Origin of the sequence: Ensifer sp. ZNC0028, assembly GCF_000799055.1 — a bacterium.
Lineage (GTDB): Bacteria > Pseudomonadota > Alphaproteobacteria > Rhizobiales > Rhizobiaceae > Ensifer.
Genome location: NZ_JTLA01000078.1, coordinates 1 through 15,659, shown reverse-complemented (window position 1 = coordinate 15,659; position 15,659 = coordinate 1). Strand labels below are relative to the sequence as shown.

General features: G+C 60.6%; 13 protein-coding genes and 1 pseudogene. 12 read left to right on the top strand and 2 right to left on the bottom strand.

What is annotated here, in order from left to right; all coding sequences use genetic code 11:
* Positions 1 to 47 precede the first annotated feature (47 nt).
* The 11 genes from L981_RS18245 to L981_RS18200 all read left to right on the top strand — a co-directional run bounded on the left by L981_RS18245 (position 48) and on the right by L981_RS18200 (position 13,612).
* Positions 48 to 1,145: an ABC transporter substrate-binding protein gene (locus L981_RS18245; RefSeq protein ID WP_043619468.1), complete on the top strand. Its 1,098-nt coding sequence runs from the start codon at positions 48 to 50 to the stop codon at positions 1,143 to 1,145.
* A 120-nt stretch (positions 1,146 to 1,265) separates the two neighbouring features.
* A complete protein-coding gene (locus L981_RS18240; protein ID WP_371258887.1) occupies positions 1,266 to 2,108 on the top strand; it encodes an inositol monophosphatase in 843 nt (280 codons plus the stop codon).
* Positions 2,109 to 2,125: 17 nt separating this feature from the next.
* The gene (locus L981_RS18235; RefSeq protein WP_052201868.1) at positions 2,126 to 2,758 is read left to right on the top strand and encodes a dual specificity protein phosphatase; all 633 of its coding nucleotides are present in this window, start codon (positions 2,126 to 2,128) and stop codon (positions 2,756 to 2,758) included.
* Between the two features lie 850 nt (positions 2,759 to 3,608).
* Complete coding sequence (locus L981_RS18230) at positions 3,609 to 4,886, top strand: pilus assembly protein TadG-related protein (RefSeq protein ID WP_043619327.1); 1,278 nt, start codon at positions 3,609 to 3,611, stop codon at positions 4,884 to 4,886.
* A 166-nt stretch (positions 4,887 to 5,052) separates the two neighbouring features.
* Positions 5,053 to 6,765 carry a type I secretion system permease/ATPase gene (locus tag L981_RS18225; protein WP_245281658.1) on the top strand — a complete coding sequence of 571 codons (1,713 nt, stop codon included), beginning with the start codon at positions 5,053 to 5,055 and terminating at the stop codon, positions 6,763 to 6,765.
* Positions 6,765 to 8,072, top strand: a complete 1,308-nt coding sequence (locus L981_RS18220) for an HlyD family type I secretion periplasmic adaptor subunit (RefSeq protein ID WP_371258885.1) — start codon at positions 6,765 to 6,767, stop codon at positions 8,070 to 8,072. Before L981_RS18225 ends, L981_RS18220 begins: the two co-directional genes overlap by 1 nt.
* Positions 8,073 to 8,319: 247 nt before the next feature.
* Positions 8,320 to 8,940 carry a pentapeptide repeat-containing protein gene (locus L981_RS18215; RefSeq protein ID WP_043619463.1) on the top strand — a complete coding sequence of 207 codons (621 nt, stop codon included), beginning with the start codon at positions 8,320 to 8,322 and terminating at the stop codon, positions 8,938 to 8,940.
* A gap of 539 nt (positions 8,941 to 9,479) precedes the next feature.
* Positions 9,480 to 10,823 carry a hypothetical protein gene (locus L981_RS18210; RefSeq protein ID WP_052201862.1) on the top strand — a complete coding sequence of 448 codons (1,344 nt, stop codon included), beginning with the start codon at positions 9,480 to 9,482 and terminating at the stop codon, positions 10,821 to 10,823.
* Positions 10,824 to 11,261: 438 nt separating this feature from the next.
* On the top strand, positions 11,262 to 11,399 hold the full coding sequence (locus L981_RS35125) for a hypothetical protein (RefSeq protein ID WP_197067159.1): 138 nt from the start codon (positions 11,262 to 11,264) through the stop codon (positions 11,397 to 11,399).
* Between the two features lie 288 nt (positions 11,400 to 11,687).
* Positions 11,688 to 12,257, top strand: a complete 570-nt coding sequence (locus L981_RS18205; RefSeq protein ID WP_052201861.1) for a helix-turn-helix transcriptional regulator — start codon at positions 11,688 to 11,690, stop codon at positions 12,255 to 12,257.
* A gap of 158 nt (positions 12,258 to 12,415) precedes the next feature.
* Positions 12,416 to 13,612 (top strand): MFS transporter, encoded by a 1,197-nt coding sequence (locus L981_RS18200; protein ID WP_052201860.1) that lies wholly within the window; start codon positions 12,416 to 12,418, stop codon positions 13,610 to 13,612.
* Between the two features lie 97 nt (positions 13,613 to 13,709).
* Here the strand turns inward: L981_RS18200 and L981_RS18195 are convergent, their stop codons facing one another.
* Entirely contained in the window at positions 13,710 to 14,219 is a 510-nt protein-coding gene (locus L981_RS18195; protein WP_052201859.1) for a GNAT family N-acetyltransferase, read from the bottom strand.
* A 230-nt stretch (positions 14,220 to 14,449) separates the two neighbouring features.
* On the opposite strand from L981_RS18195, the gene L981_RS18190 reads away from it, so the two are divergent.
* Entirely contained in the window at positions 14,450 to 15,022 is a 573-nt protein-coding gene (locus L981_RS18190) for an NADPH-dependent FMN reductase (RefSeq protein WP_043619323.1), read from the top strand.
* A 316-nt stretch (positions 15,023 to 15,338) separates the two neighbouring features.
* Here the strand turns inward: L981_RS18190 and L981_RS35400 are convergent.
* Positions 15,339 to 15,659 (bottom strand): annotated as a pseudogene (locus tag L981_RS35400) (integrase); the annotation flags it as partial.

Sequence of the window (15,659 nt, the reverse complement as noted above, 5' to 3'; positions counted from 1 at the left end):
CCTTGGGAGGGGAAACCATGAGCAAGGGTAAGAACAAGGTTATGATCATGGGGGCGGCATTTGCCGCCCTTGCGGCCGCATTCGCCGTCGAGGCAAGCGCCGAGGAGGCGTTCGATCTCAATGCGCTGGTGGAGGCGGCCAAGAAAGAAAAGCCGATCAATGTCTATGACAGCACCGGCAAGATCGTCGAGATGGCCGAGGCCTTCACCGCCAAATACGGCGTGAAAGCAACCGGCGTCAAAGTCTCGGCCAACAGCCAGCTGGAAATGATCATCCGCGAAGCCCAGGCCGGCAACGTCCAGGGCGATGTCGCCCTGATCACCGACGCGCCGGCGGCACTCGCCCAGCTTCTGCCGCAGGGCTTCGTCGAGAGCTATCTGCCCGGCGACATGAAAGAGAAGATACCGGCGGCTTTCCAGAACCCGCTGGCGATTTCGACCAATGCCAACGTCTGGGCCTACAACACCGAGGCCTATGACAAATGCCCGGTCCGCAACATCTGGGAGCTGACCGACGCAAAGTGGAAAGGCAAGATCGCGCTCGTCGATCCCCTGACCAAGAGCACCTACACCGACTGGTTCAACCAGCTGGAAAAGCATGCCGACAGCGCGGTGAAGGAGGCTTACAAGGTCCACTTCGGCAAGGATCTCGAAACCACTGAAAAAAGTGCGGCGGCCGCCTGGATCAAGGCCCTGGCGCAAAACGGCCCGCTTGTGACGGACGGCGACGATCCGGTTGCCGAAGCGGTCGGCGCGGCCGGCCAGAAGGAGCCCTTCTTCGGGCTCCTGAGCTCCGCCAAGTTCCGCGACAACGAAGGCAAGGGCTACAAGCTCGGGCTCTGCACGGAGCTTACCCCTTGGGTCGGCTGGACCTACACCAAGCTCGGCCTGATCGCCTCGAAATCGGCGAGCCCGAATGCCGCGAAGCTCTTCATCCATTACGTGCTGACGGAAGAGGGCATCGCACCGCAGATGAAGGACGGCAAGCTGCCGACCAATGTCGACATCAAGATGCCTGAAGACGAGCCGTCGGGGATCATGGAGGTAGCGGACCGCCTCTTTCCCTATGACGCCGCCACCGGGCTTGACGATTTCGACCGGCGCGAGGAGTGGCAGGATTTCTGGCGTGTGAACCACAGCAAGTAAAAGCCCGGCCGGCGCGACCTCACGAGGGACAGGTCGCGCCGGCCGTTTCGCTATGAACAGGAAGAAAGCATGACCGACGCCAATCCCGCCACGAGCCGTAGCCATTCCGATAGAGACGCCATGCGCAAGCACTCGCGGCGACTGATGACGATCGCCGAAGGGGCGGCCCGTTCGGCCGCCGGCCCCTTGCTTGCCGCCTTTCGCTCGGAAATAGCCGTCGACTACAAGCGCGATCTCCACGACGTCGTGACGATCTACGACAGGCAAGCCGAGGCATGCATCCGCGACTACATCTTCGCACAAGAGCCGAACTCGGCCATGCTTGGCGAAGAGGGCGGCCAGGTCGGCGAGGGCGAGATCCAATGGTATGTCGATCCGATCGACGGGACCGCCAACTTCGCCCGAGGACTTGCCTTCTGGTGCATATCGATCGCGGCGGTCGAAGGCGCATCGGTCGTGGCTGGGGTCGTCTACGACCCGGTGGCCGATCTGCTGTTTTCGAGCGACCTTGAGCGCGCCTATCTCAATGGAAAGGTGATTGCCTCGAAAGCCATCGGTGACGAAAGCCGAGCAACACTGATCACCGGCTACCCGGTTTCGCGCGACTTTCGCCTCGATGGCCGCCACGAGGCACTTGCCCGCCTCGGCGATCTGGTCGAGACCTTCTCGACCGTGCGTCGCCCCGGAAGTGCCGCTTTGAGCATAGCCCATGTGGCGGCCGGTTTCGTTGATGCCGCCGCCGGTTTCGGTGTCAACGCCTGGGATGTGGCAGCAGCGACCTTAATCCTGAAGAACGCAGGCGGGCGTTATGCGCCGCTGTCGCTTGGCAAAGTTCCGGAAGGATCCGCCGACTACCTTTGCCCGGGCTATGTCGCCTATGGCCGCGGCGGCGATTATCCGACCTTGAACCGCGTCGCCGCCGCGATCTCTGCCGGGCGCAGCGCGAAAGCGCCGTCGCCATGAAAGCACACGAGGAAACCATGCTCGACAATCTCACAGACGCCCCCGCTACCGGCCAGACCAGCAGCGAGTTGCCAAGGCTCAGTCTCGTCTATCCGAAGCATCCGACCTATGGTGTCGACATCTTCATTTCCGGGAAGGAAGGTGCGAGCGACCTCGATCTCCTGCGCAAGAGTGGGATCACGACGGTCGTCAATTGCGCGGTCAATCTGGACTTCAATTTCGTCGACCAACCGAAGCTCGTCTCGGATCACCGCAACAGCATCCACGGACCGGGGGAAATCCGCTACTACAAGATCGGACTGATCGACGGCGACGGGAACCCGGACACGCAAATGCTGGCCGCGCACTACATCCTGCGAGCGGCCCTGGAGCAGATCCTGCCCGAAAAGCCCTCCTATCCCAGGCGCGAGCGTGGCGGTGTGCTCGTCAACTGCCGCGGCGGCCGCTCGCGCTCCGTCGTCGTTGTGTCGCTGTTTCTGCATTTGACGCTGCCTGACCAGTTCCCGACATTGGAGCGCGCCATCGTGTTCGTCCGCGAGAAACGCGAGATCCCCAATGACGAGTGGTACAAGGCGCCGAAGCCGGTCCTCGCGGCCTCGGCCGAGCGAGCCGCAGAATGGGCACGTGTGATTGACAGCGGGAAGGCCTGAGCCGGGAAGGCAGTTCGGAGACCATCCACAACATAGGCCAACGGAAACCGGTGCTCACAGCCGACAAGGATGTCAACCTGTCGACGCAAACCGGCCGCCGCTGCATTCTCGGCGGTGCCTGGTTGCGGCCAATCGACTCTTGCGCGAGCTGACGCGATCGAAGCCCAAGCGAAGCCAAAGCTGCGTCATCGGGCGCCGTGACGCGTGCAGCTGGCGCCATCGCCGACGCCGGCAGATCGTGACTGCGTGGAATGAAAGGCTCTATTGCTTGGGCATCACACCCTTGTTTGCGAGCCACGTTTCGAAGGTGCCGGGGCATCCTTCGCTGGTCCATCGTCCCCGATACGAAAAGCCGGGTGCTGCGCGCGCCGCCCCGACGAAGCCGTCATAAGCGCTTCTGTCGGCCCCGCCCATTTTGAATGCTTTACCGGGATGTTTCCTCTTTGCTTTTGAGAATTTCATCGTCCGCCCCTTACGCAGTACAACCATGAAGCCGCAAGCGTCGCACAGCGCACGGTCCAGTCAAGGATTAGGCAGATGCGCAAAAGGGGTTAGTGCTGAGCGCCCATATCAAAAGATCGACAACCTGTGAGTGAAGATGGCGAGCGCGCTGCCCGTCAATCCCACGCAAGTCGCTCTGAACCGACGATCGCGGCAGATGGCCGGTTTTGCCGGCGCACGACGCGCAAAGTGCAAAATCTCGTCGAAAACCCTCGCCTCGTACCTGTATCAGCGCCCTGACGAGTGCCTGAGAGGCTGCATACCGTTAACTCGGCTCGAAATTAAAGGATTGGCAAGGCTCCCTGCACGATGAGGCAGGTACTCTCCATCTAGTTGCAAAGAAACTGCCATGAACATACTGAACCTGCCACTGATCAGGCGTTGCGCCTCGGCCCTGCTGAAATGTCGGTCCGGGAACTTCGGCCTCTTGGCAGCGCTTGTCGCCATTCCCCTCATTGCCGCCCTTGGCGTTGCGATCGATTTCGCAGCGGCAGTTAACCGCAGGGCCGCGATGCAAAGCGCTGCCGATGCCGCGGCATTGGCGGGAGCAGCAGCAAGCGTCGGTTCGGAACAGGAGATCGCCGCAGGGTTTCTCGGCGCCCATCTAAGCAGCAACGAAAAGCAGGATCTGAAGGAGCCCGCCAGCTGGGACCATCAGGTCACCGTCGAGCGTGACACGGTGGCGGTGGCCGTCAATGAGGACTACGAAACCGCCATCATGCATATGTTCGGCTTCCGGACCGTTCCGATCTCGGTCGTCGCAAAAGCTGCCCGGGGGTCCGGCAGCTCGGCCTGCATCCTGATCCTCGATCCGAGCAGGGCCGATGCGCTCAAGATCATCAATTCGAACTCGGTCACCAGCGAGTGCGGCTTCCAGGTGAATTCGTCCCATTCGCAACGTGCATTCTACGCCGAAAACCAGGGTAAATTCGCAGCACCGCTGATCGCCGTCACCGGCCAGTCGAAACTCTCCGGCCGGTTGATTTCGCCGCCGCCTGTCGACGGATCTCCCGTCGTGCCGGACCCCCTGGCCGGCATGCCCGAACCGGTGTCGCCGAACGCCCCCTGTACCTCCCAAAGCCTGAAGACGATCAACAGCCAGGGCAAGTCGTCGCTCGAACCTGGCGTCTATTGCGGTGGGTTGACCGTGAACTCCACGGACGAGTTAACGCTGAAGCCCGGCATCTACACGTTCCGCCGCGGCGCCCTGACCTTGAACACATCGGCCAAGGTCATCGGCAAGGACGTGCTTCTCTACTTCGAAGACGCGCAATCGCCGTTCTTTCTGAACGGCGCGGCGATCCTGCAAGTATCGGCACCGACCAGCGGCACGCATGCCGGCATCCTGATGTTCCAGGGCCGGCAGGCGAAGGACAGCAACATCCAGTTCCGCATCAACACGTCTGCCGGAAGCTTCTACAACGGGGCGATCTACTTGCCCCATGCGGTGATCGACTGGAACGTCAGCGGCAGCCTCAATTCGGAATCGAAATTCACCGCACTGATTACCAGGGTTCTGAACCTCTACGTGTCAGGAACAGCCTTCTTCAAGAAGCCGGCGGAAGATGGCAAGGATTTCGTTCCGAACGGCTTCGGCAGAGGAGGCGGCGTGCGGCTGGTGGAATGATATTGTCCAGGACCGATCTCCACGGAAATCAGGATCGACTGCAACTTACACGAAAGCAATTTCGACGTCCGTTGCGCTCTCCGTGGTGAGGAGATATGAACAGCCCTTGACAGATATGAAGGCGCGAATGTGCCTAGTTTTTAAGCTCGTGGCGTAGGTATGACGCGTGGCACTCATTACAGCTGATCGGCGGCAGTCCCTTGTTTCGGCCGCCTTGCGCTCTACCCGACGCACCTTCGTCGGCGTGGCGGCCTTAAGCGCCGTTACGAACCTGCTGATGCTAACCGGCCCACTTTTCATGATGCAGGTCTATGACCGGGTTCTGGTAAGCCGAAGTGTACCGACGCTGGTGGCATTGTCGGTGCTCGCCGTCGGCCTTTACCTTTTCCTGGGATTGCTGGAGGTGCTTCGCGCGCGGATCCTGACGCAGATTGGCCAGAAGCTCGAAGAACAGCTGGGTGCTCCTAGCTTCGATGCCGTGCTCAAACTCCCGCTTCGTTTGTCACGGAAGGAATTGGTTTCTCAGCCTCTGCGCGATTTGGATCAGATCCGCCAGTTCATGAGCGGGCAGGGCCCAATTGCCATTTGTGACATGCCGTGGCTGCCGGTCTACCTCGCGATCCTTTTCCTGTTCCACTCCTATCTGGGCTGGCTAGCCGTTGCCGGCGCCGTCGCTTTGATCGTGCTGACACTTGCCAGCGAGTTTGTCCTACGCGCGCCGTTGCAACGTCTTGCTCAGCTAACCTCGTCTCGCGTTGAGCTTATCGAGGCTGGCCGCCGCAATGCAGAAGCGCTCCGCGCAATGGGCATGACGGGGGCATATTCGGCCAAATGGCACGCTGCCAACAACGACTATGTGGAGGAGCAGCGCCGCACGAACGATTCGACGAACAGCTTTGCGACGACGTCTAAAATCTTCCGCTTGGCTTTGCAGTCGGCGGTGCTGGCGCTCGGCGCCTGGTTGGCGATCTATCAGTTGGCCTCGCCCGGGGCGATGATTGCCGCATCAATCCTCACTTCACGGGCCCTCGCACCGATCGAGCAGGCCATTGGCCAATGGCGTGGGTTCGTGAATGCGCGCCAGGCCCGTCGCCGGCTCGAAAACATACTCGGTGGGCTTGCCGCGGACCGCAAACCAATGCCGCTACCAAGCCCGAAACGCTCGATCAACGTTGCCGATCTCGCCGTTCTTGCTCCCGGGACAACCACGCCGCTCGTGCGCGAAGTCAACTTTGCGCTTACAGCGGGGCAGGGACTAGGCGTCATCGGTCCGAGCGGATCGGGCAAGTCGACGCTTGCACGCGCCTTGGTCGGCATCTGGCCAGCTGCGCGCGGCGCAATTCGGCTTGATGGTGCCGAACTCGACAATTGGGACCCTGAGGTTCTCGGCACTTCCATCGGCTACCTGCCGCAGGGCGTCGAACTGTTCGATGGCACGATTGCCGAGAACATCGGCCGCTTGAGAGCCGACGCCGATCCTGCGGCCATCATCGAGGCGGCCACGCAGGCGGGCGTGCATGAGCTCGTGCTCTCGATGCCTGATGGCTACGACACCCGCATCGGCGCGGCAGGAGCCGCCCTCTCGGCCGGACAGCGCCAGCGCATCGGCCTTGCGCGCGCTCTTTACGGCAAGCCGTTTCTAATCGTGCTAGATGAGCCAAACGCCAGTCTCGATGCCGAGGGCGAAGTGGGGCTGACCAACGCGATTGTCGCAGCTCGACGAGCCGGATCGATCGTAGTCGTCATTGCCCATCGCCCGAATGCGCTTGCTGCGGTCGATCAGGTTCTGGTCATGGCGAAGGGCAGCATGGTCGCCTTCGGACCGCGTGATGAAGTCTTGCGCAAGACAACCGTGCGAGCAGTTCCGGAGAGTGCATGATGAGCGGTCCGACCAGCAAGGCTTCGCGTGCGATCCGCCGCTATATGCTGATCGCAGGTGCATCGACGGCGGCGCTTCTAGTCGGCGTCGGTGGCTGGGCGGCGACGAGCAAGCTTTCAGGTGCCGTCGTCGGCATGGGAACCGTAGCCATCGAGGGGAATGTCAAACGCATTCAGCACCGGGAAGGTGGCATAGTCGGAGAAATCCGGGTTCGTGACGGCAGCCAGGTGAAGGCGGGCGAGCTTCTGCTTCGTCTCGACGATACGCTCACCCGAGCCAACCTCGCGATGGTCAGCAAACAGATCGACCAGCTTACAGCGCGAGCCATGCGATTGACGGCCGAGCGCGACAATGCCCCGTTTGTCACCATTCCCGAAGAACTTAAAGCGCGTCTCGATCATCCTGAGATCGCCGACTATGTCCAGTCGGAGCGCGCGCTGTTTGTCGCCCGAAGGGAAACCATCCAAGGTCAGAAGGCACAACTGCAGCAGCGCATCAGCCAGTTGCAGCAGGAGGCCGACGGGGTGACAGCGCGCCGGTTGGCCAAGGACGATGAATTGCGCTTGATTCAGCAGGAGCTCTCCGGCGTCTCCGTCCTCCACGAAAAGGGATTGATGCCGTTTTCGCGTCTGGCCGAACTCCAGCGCATACAGGCACAATTGTCGGGTGAACGCGGACAGCTTACGGCCGAGATCGCTCGCGCTGCAACACGCCGCACCGAAACGGAACTGCAGATCCTGCAGCTCGACCAGGACCGCCGTTCCGAGGTTTTGACAGAACTGCGCGACGTCGAAAACAAACTAACCGGGCTCACAGAACAACAGGTAACCGCGAAAGACCAGTTGAGGCGCGTGGAACTGTTGGCGCCGCAGGACGGAATTGTTCACGAACTGGCCGTGCACACTGTCGGCGGCGTGATCTCTCCCGGCGAGACGATCATGCAGATTGTTCCTATCCATGAAAGCCTTGTTATCGACGCCAAGGTGCAGCCAGCGGATATCGACCAGTTGCATATCGGCCAGGGCGTGGTCTTGCGCTTTTCGGCGTTCAACCAACGCACGACACCGGAAATCAACGGCAACATCACGACGATCGCGGCAAGCCTCAGCAACAACCCACAGACCGGCGAAGCTTGGTACAGCGCACGGATCAAGTTCCCCAAACCCGAGTTCGAACGGCTCGGAGGATTGGCCCTTCACGCCGGCATGCCGGTCGAGGCGTTCATCCAAACCGGTGAGCGCACAGCGCTCTCCTACTTCATCAAGCCCCTGGCAGACCAGATCACCAGAGCGATGCGCGAGGAGTAGACACGCTTCGAAAAGACGATGTCACTGCTAAACGCAAAGGTAGCGTCTGCCTTCCTCAGGCTTCTGTAGAACTCCATCTAGGCGAGTAGCAAATCAGCTTCTATCGCACTTAAACGATAGCAGTGAGATTTCTGATCGCTCCTCATCCCCGCTTCTTTCGCATTGCCAAACATGGCGAAGATCGAAATGCTCCGCGGCGACGCAACGAAAGGCGGCTCGCTTCGTGCAGGGCCGCAGATGGATGGATATGGCTGAACGACGATATGGCGAAGCGCCGCCCAAGACCGACAGCACGATCGCGAGCGCCGACTGGTATGGTCGCCAGATCGAGCGGGAGCGGTACGACAACACGCTGTTCGTCGATCTCGACCTGACCGAGGCGAATACCGTCGGCGTGGTGTTTCACGAATGCACCTTCCGGCGCGCCCGGTTCAATGCCTCATCACATCAGGCGAGCGCCTTCGTGAATTGCACGTTCGTCTCCTGCAAGTTCTTCGACAGCCGCTTTAAGGAGTGCAAGTTCGTCGGCAGCATGTTCGACGCCTGCGAATTCGACCATATGCAAGTGACGGGCGGCGACTGGTCCTTTACAGGCCTGCCAGGTGCTGCTCTCGGCCGGGCGTCCTTCAAGGAAACGCGCCTGCGGGAAGCGGACCTGACCGGCGCCTCCTGCAAAGGCGGCTCGCTCAGGGACGTCGATCTCTCCGGCGCCTGGCTGCATGGGGCCGATTTCACCACATGTGACCTCAGGGGCAGCGACCTCACCGCCTTCGATCCCGAAAACGTCCTCCTCAAGGATGCCATCATCACGATTGACCAGACCATCGTCATCGCAGAAGCCTTGGGCCTCGACGTCAGGCGAAAGTGAGAGTCGCACCTGTGTGTGAGCACCTGCTCACCGGTTGCGGCTTCGCTTCGGCGGCCTTCCGCCTTCCATCTCGGCTTGAACGCAAATGCCATCGTACTGTCAACGGCGACAACAAGCTGGTCACGGTGGCGCAAGGGCAGGATCGGGTCGAGGGTGTCGAGTTGTTCGGCACGATGAGAATCACTCCGGCCGCAAGGTCGGGGTTCGGCAAAACGATCTGTGGTGCTAGCGGCTCTGAGCCCCTGCCGCCTCGGCCAAGCGAGGTGGAATACCCGGTCCGCGAGCCGCATTTTTGAGGCAAGCCAAGCCTGGTCAACACCCCGCGGAAATCGCGCCAAAACGCTGAAAAGCCAAGCGGAAGTATCGTCCGTTCCAGGTTGCTCCAGGGCTGGAATGGAAGCCGCTGCCGTCCCGCTCCGCTCACGGTTTGAATTGTAACGACACTTATTGTCACTTCCCACTTGCCGCCAATCAGTGCAGTGGTTCATCACGTAGTTTGTTTGGTTGCTCCGCGACCCAGCCTTGTGAGAACCGGCAATATGAAAAAACCGACCCCTCTGACGCACTTCCCGCGGACGAACATTTTCCGTCCAGGCGATGTTTTCGTCCTGTTTGGTGAGCTGTTCGACCGGGGCTATGCCACGCATCTGGTCGACCAAGCCAAGAAGGCCGGCATGGAAATTGTCGGGATCACGGTTGGCAGACGAGACGAAGCCAATGTCCTGCGGCCCCTGAACGCCGAGGAACTTGCGGTGGCCGAAGCCCGGCTCGGCGGCAAGATCATCAACGTGCCGATCATGGCCGGCTTCGATCTTGACGCGCCTGAAGGCGAGCCCACTCCAACCGACCTTCTCGCGAAGATGACGCTCGAGACCTGGGAAGACGAGAAGCTCGACTGGTCTCACATCGAGAAATGCCGTAACGCCGGCGTCGAGCGCTTCAAGAACGCCCTTTCTGAGGTCATGAGTGTCCTCGACGGCATGATCACTGATGGCAAGAATGTCTTCTTCGCACACACCATGGCCGGCGGCATCCCGAAGGCCAAGGTGTTCATGGTCATCGCGAATCGCGTCTACAAGGGACGTGGCGCGCGGCACATGTCGTCGCAAACGCTGCTCGACAGCGATTTGGGCAAGCTCATCCTGCAGAATTTCGACGAAGTCTCGGCCAACACATTCCGACACCTGATCGACCTGAGTGCAACCATCCGGGCACGCATCGAGGCTTCCGGCGGCCAGGTTCGCTACTCGGCATTCGGCTATCACGGCACGGGCATTCTGGTCGCCAACGAATATCGCTGGCAGACCTATACCAACTACACCCAAGGCTACGCCAAGATGCGGCTTGAGCGCATCGCCGAGGATGCCTGGAACAACGGCATCAAGGCGACGGTCTACAATTGCCCTGAAATCCGCACCAATTCGTCCGACGTGTTTGCCGGCATCGAGTTGCCCCTCATTCCGCTTCTGCTCGCGCTGAAAAAAGAGGGCGGGGGCGAATGGGTCGCCAAGCAATGGCAGGCCTGCCAGGATCTCCTGGCAGATGGATTCACCGTCGAGGACGTCTTGCAGAAGATTTCCGATATGCAGACGAGCGACGTGATGCGGCCGTTCTACGACTTTTCGTCCTGGCCGATGCCCAACAACCCGGGTCAGTCGGACCTGACGATCGGGACGTCGAGCGAGATCACGGCGATGCACAGGGATGGCAAGACGTTGATCTCCGATCTCTTGAGCCGTCTGGTCGTTGAAGCTGTTGGGCAGCTCATCTTTGGTGAGAGCTCGGCGCCATCGGCTCCTGTTCTGTGGCTCAACCACGATATCGTCGCGCGCACACTGATCCAGAACAAAGGGTCAGCTAACGACGCTCTCGAAGCGGCTTAAGCGCAACGACGCGGGCGGCCAACTGCCTGTCTTCTTAAGTCGCATTCGGCTGCGCGTCTGATCAGGCGCGCAACGCTATCGCTGACCGTGACGTCAGGAAGTATTGGCGGGGTGTCGGTCGTCAGTTGAGCCAGACGACGCGCGATGATTGCAGCCGCATGGCCAGCGCCTTGGGCGATCCTCGGTGTCCGGGGCAACCAGCGTCTTACGTGCCAGCCGATCCAATTTAGCGACCGCTTCGGTCTTCGTCGTGGCGGCTGCGGCCGCTTCTCTCGTAAATGTTGGTATTCAAGAAGAGCCGAGAGCCAGAATGTGCGCCTTTGTCTCGATATCGTGATCGTTCGGATACAGGGTTTGGTTGAAAGTCGTGTCGTCGCCGGGTTGTCCGGGCGTTTGCCTGTGACTATGTGTGTGACAACCAAGAAAGGATCAAACCCAATGCGTATCGCCACAGTCTTGCTCGTAATCTCCGCGCTTGCCGGATGCTCCCAGACCGGCGGCGGTGCGAGCAGCGTAAGACAGGATTACTACGGTGGCGACGGCGGCTTTTATGCGGGCGCGGTTGCACCGCGCTGAAGCAGCGCCGAGGGCAGCTGCCTGACCTTTGACAGCAGATGACAGCCGATCAGGCGATTTGCCTAGCACGAAGCATCGCCTGATCTTCAGCCGTAGTGGCGCCGAACATCTCCGGGCCGCCAAGAAAATCGATCGAGATCCAGCTTAACACCCGCTGGAGACCCCGTTGGCACGCCGTCCTTTCCGTTAAGTCAGCGCTCTGCCCTTCAGAGCCTCCGGTCGCTGTTGACATCCGACCAAGCGTCCTTGCTATTCGAGAGGCGAGGGGACCATCGTCGCGAGGAAGATATGGAGCTCGATCTGAAGGTTTGCGCCTTGCCGCTCGGATGCCGGCTTCGACGCTTCCGCAGGCTGAGGCAGATCAAACAGGAAACGCTGGCGGCGGATCTTGGCGTGTCGCAGGGTCTGCTGTCGCGGTGGGAAGCGGGCCGGCATGAGCCTTCGGCAAAGGCCCGGGCTCGGGTCGAAAAGCTGCTGGAGCGGCACGAGAGCGTCGGGATAGACCTGACCTTGCGGCGGCTCATCGAAACAGCGCCATTTCCGATCCATCTTGTCTGCGACGACACCCACGCGCTTTTGAGCGCGTCACCGGCGAGACAAGCGCAGTGGCGCATCTCCGCCGCGTCTTACTTCGGCGTCTCGCTCTGGCGATACGCGACCGCGGAAATCATCGAGAGAGAGCTTCAACTGCAGGAACTCGGCTGGTTTGAAGACGTCTGGTCGGGCGCCATCCAGTTCACGACCGATGGCAGCGACGATCCCGACATGCCGATCCCCCCAAGCATCATCCGATGGGAGCGAGTAGGGATTTCCGACGGGCGCGTCGGTCGCCTGGTCACCAGCGTCGATTCTGTCTGAGACGCGAATATTTCATTCGTTGTCTGAGCTGTGCGGCCCTTGTTAGGCTGACGTGACCACGAGTTGCCCTCAATCACCGTCCCGGAAAACCCGGCGGGCAGGGCACCTGCACTCCACACCCATCGGTCACGATCAGACGGCCAAGAGCACCCCGGACAATGACAAATTCGCGTCGCGCCATCACGTTTTCCCTTCTCATCCTCTGCGCAACGCTGTCGCTGGCAGGGACGGACCTCATCTTGCCGGCAGTTCCGCAATTGCCTGAAATCTTCGGTACCGACAGGGCGACTGCTCAGCTCGTGCTTGCCGCCTATGTCGGCGGTGGCGGTCTCGGCCTGCTTCTTTATGGGCGACTGGCGGATCATTTTTCGCGCAAGGCGCTGCTCTTGTCTTCGCTTGGCGCATTTGCGGCCGCCTCGCTCGCCTGTTCCTTCTCGCCGGGCATCACGGCACTGATCGCGCTGAGGTTCATTCAGGGCGTCGCGTCTGCGGCGGCTCCGGTCTTTGGCCCGGGACTGATCCGCCAGCTGTTCACCGACAAGGCGGCGGTGCGCGCAATCGGGTTCCTTGGTAGCGTGGAATCGCTGGTGCCGGCGCTTGCGCCCATCTTCGGCGTGCTGCTGCTCACGCATTTCGGATGGCAGTCGTCGTTCGAGCTGTTGGGTGTTTTGACACTGCTCGCCGCGGTGCTCATCCTCGTGCTCGGGCTGCCCCAGGAGGAAAAGACCTCCGGTGTACGCGGCAGCTATGGGCAACTGCTCACCGATCGCATCTTCATGCGCTACGCGCTCAGCCAGGCCCTGACGCTCGGCGGGCTTCTCACCTTCGTCTTCGGCGCGCCGACGGTCATCGTCGCGTCGATGGGCGGCTCGCTCAACGACTTCATCATCATGCAGGTGATCAATATTTCCGGGTTCATCATCGTCGCCAATCTCACCGCCCGGATCGCCGAACGTTTTGGCGCTGAAAACGTCATCCTGACTGGCACCGTCATGGCAGCCCTGAGTGCCCTTGCGCTGCTCGCCTATGGCCTTACGGGCGGTACCAACACGCTGATGTTGCCGCTATTGTTTACGCCCATGGCGATCGGCTTGGGCCTTCGCGGCCCCATCGGCTTCTATCGCGGCATCCTTGCCTCGGGCGCCAACAATGCGCGTGGATCGGCGCTGATCGTCTTTTTCATCTTCATGATCACGACGCTCGGAACCGTCATCGCCGCCCCCATCATCGCTGCCGGGCTCGCGGCTCTCGCATTCGTCGCCTCGGCCATCCACCTTCTGTCGGTGGTCCTCCTGCTCCTTCTTCCGGCGATGCCGGAGCCCATACGCGAGGCCGCCGGCGCATCCAGGCTATAGGCAGCGTCGATCACAAAGGTCATTGAGAGACGACTGCAAGTCGATGGGGCCCAGACCGCGGACAGTTGTCCGAACAGATGAGCGCTCCCTTGAGCGGCTAAATCGGCGAATCTCCAAGGACGTGCCGGTATACGCCGTAGCGCATGCCACTGATATCCACGTGTCGTTCAAGCGCGCCCCCAAGTTTTCTCGCGACCGCTTGGGAAGCCAAATTGTCATCAGTGATCAGGCTTGTTGCCGTCCTCCAGCCAAGTTTGCTGGCTGAGAAGTCGAGAACGGCATGCATCGCCTCGGTAGCATAGCCGCGCCCCTGGAACTCGGGGTAAATGCCCCATCCCAATTCAGGTTCAAGCTTGTCCAAGGGAAGCTGCGCTCCGCAGTAGCCTGCCATTTCACCTGTTTTACTATCCTCGACAACGAAAAAGCCAAAGTCGCGCAAGTGCCAATGACCGATGAACGACAACATCCTTCGCCAGGCATCTTCACGCTGGATCGGCCCGCCGACGAAGGCGGTGGTGACGGGGTCTCCCCAGAATCGGGCGAAGGCCTCGAAATCGCCCTCGCGCCATCGGCGCAATATCAGTCGTTCAGTTGCTATAGTTTGCACGATGTTCTTCTTTCAAAGGTAGCCATTCTTCCTTCCGTAGCCGCCGGTTAAGATGCCGATCGCGGCGGCGACCGACTCTGGGTGAAAGCAGCAGGTGTGCCGGCATATTGGCGCGTTAAGAGGGTTCTGAGATCGGCTTGCCGCGACTTGGAAACATGACAGTGAAGGCGCGACGCGCTACATTATCGGTGCCGTCCACGCCATAGGTCAGGGGTATCGGGAGGATTACTATGCAAACGCATAAGGTCGGATACTTGATTGGTAGTCTCGCCAAAGACTCCATAAATCGCAAGCTCGCCCGTGCACTGGTGAGGCTGGCTCCTGCACACTTGGAAATGACAGAAATATCGTTCAGGGAACTCCCGCTCTATAGCTATGACTATGATGCCGATTTTCCGCCGGTCGCCAGAGTTTTCAAAGAAGAGTTGGCTGGGGTCGACGCCATTCTCTTTGTAACCCCGGAATACAACCGTTCAATCCCGGGTGGTCTAAAAAACGCCATCGATTGGGCGAGCCGTCCCTACGGAAAGAACTCGTTCACACGCAAGCCTTCTGCTGTCATCGGGACATCGCCGGGCTCGATCGGAACCGCGGTCGCGCAACAAGGACTGCGCAGTGTTCTTAGCTTTTGCAATTCACCGCAGATGAACGCCCCAGAAGCATACATTCAATTCACTCCGGGGCTGATTTCAGACGACGGAGAAGTGACGGTGCAATCGACCGAGCAGTTTCTCCGTAGCTACATGGAAGAGTTTGCAGCCTTCATCGCGCGCGTGCTCTCCGTCCTGCCTCGCGACGCTTGAACAGGCGGCTACCGGTCGCATCTCCTCAAGCCGCATGCGGCGCCGAACAACTTCTCGAAGTGGCTCAGCGGTCCTCACAATGGGCTCTGCGAGGAAATTTTAGAGCCACTCGGAGGGCGCTACACCGAGCGGTAGCGCCGGGAAGGAGCGATAGCGGCGGCCCGTGCAGTCGAGTGATCGGTCGAGGGATTCTGGCCCCCGGACGTTCATATGTCCGCTGGCAGAAAGTGGCGGCGCAAGTGGATGGTGTCGTCATCTTCTGCCGTGATTTCCAGGACTTGATTGATCAAGTCTCCGTCGGATCCGATCTCGGTGAGCGCCTCGCCGCCTCGATCAGGTAGCCTGATCGCAGTCCATGCGCCGAAAACAGTGCCGGTTCGAGCCCCGCCTGCTTGCAGCGGCCTTTCAGGATTAGGTTGACCGACTGCGGCGTCAACGCGCGGCGATCGATGCTCCCCCATTGGTCAATGCGACGGAAGACCGGACCTTCAGAGATGCCCGCGTGTTCGAGCCACCCTTTCAGCGCCACGACCGTCCGACCGATGAGGACCACTCGCTTGTCATCATTACTGGTCGTCGTCTTGGTGCAGCCGAGACGGATCGACAGGCCGGGGAGGGGAGGGGAGGGGAGGGGAGG

Coding starts and splice junctions, on each gene's coding strand:
- L981_RS18235 (WP_052201868.1), top strand. CDS start 2,126: ATGCTCGACAATCTCACAGACGCCCCCGCTACCGGCCAGACCAGCAGC.
- L981_RS18220 (WP_371258885.1), top strand. CDS start 6,765: ATGAGCGGTCCGACCAGCAAGGCTTCGCGTGCGATCCGCCGCTATATG.
- L981_RS18205 (WP_052201861.1), top strand. CDS start 11,688: ATGGAGCTCGATCTGAAGGTTTGCGCCTTGCCGCTCGGATGCCGGCTT.
- L981_RS18200 (WP_052201860.1), top strand. CDS start 12,416: ATGACAAATTCGCGTCGCGCCATCACGTTTTCCCTTCTCATCCTCTGC.
- L981_RS18240 (WP_371258887.1), top strand. CDS start 1,266: ATGCGCAAGCACTCGCGGCGACTGATGACGATCGCCGAAGGGGCGGCC.
- L981_RS35125 (WP_197067159.1), top strand. CDS start 11,262: ATGCGTATCGCCACAGTCTTGCTCGTAATCTCCGCGCTTGCCGGATGC.
- L981_RS18215 (WP_043619463.1), top strand. CDS start 8,320: ATGGCTGAACGACGATATGGCGAAGCGCCGCCCAAGACCGACAGCACG.
- L981_RS18190 (WP_043619323.1), top strand. CDS start 14,450: ATGCAAACGCATAAGGTCGGATACTTGATTGGTAGTCTCGCCAAAGAC.
- L981_RS18210 (WP_052201862.1), top strand. CDS start 9,480: ATGAAAAAACCGACCCCTCTGACGCACTTCCCGCGGACGAACATTTTC.
- L981_RS18245 (WP_043619468.1), top strand. CDS start 48: ATGGGGGCGGCATTTGCCGCCCTTGCGGCCGCATTCGCCGTCGAGGCA.
- L981_RS18230 (WP_043619327.1), top strand. CDS start 3,609: ATGAACATACTGAACCTGCCACTGATCAGGCGTTGCGCCTCGGCCCTG.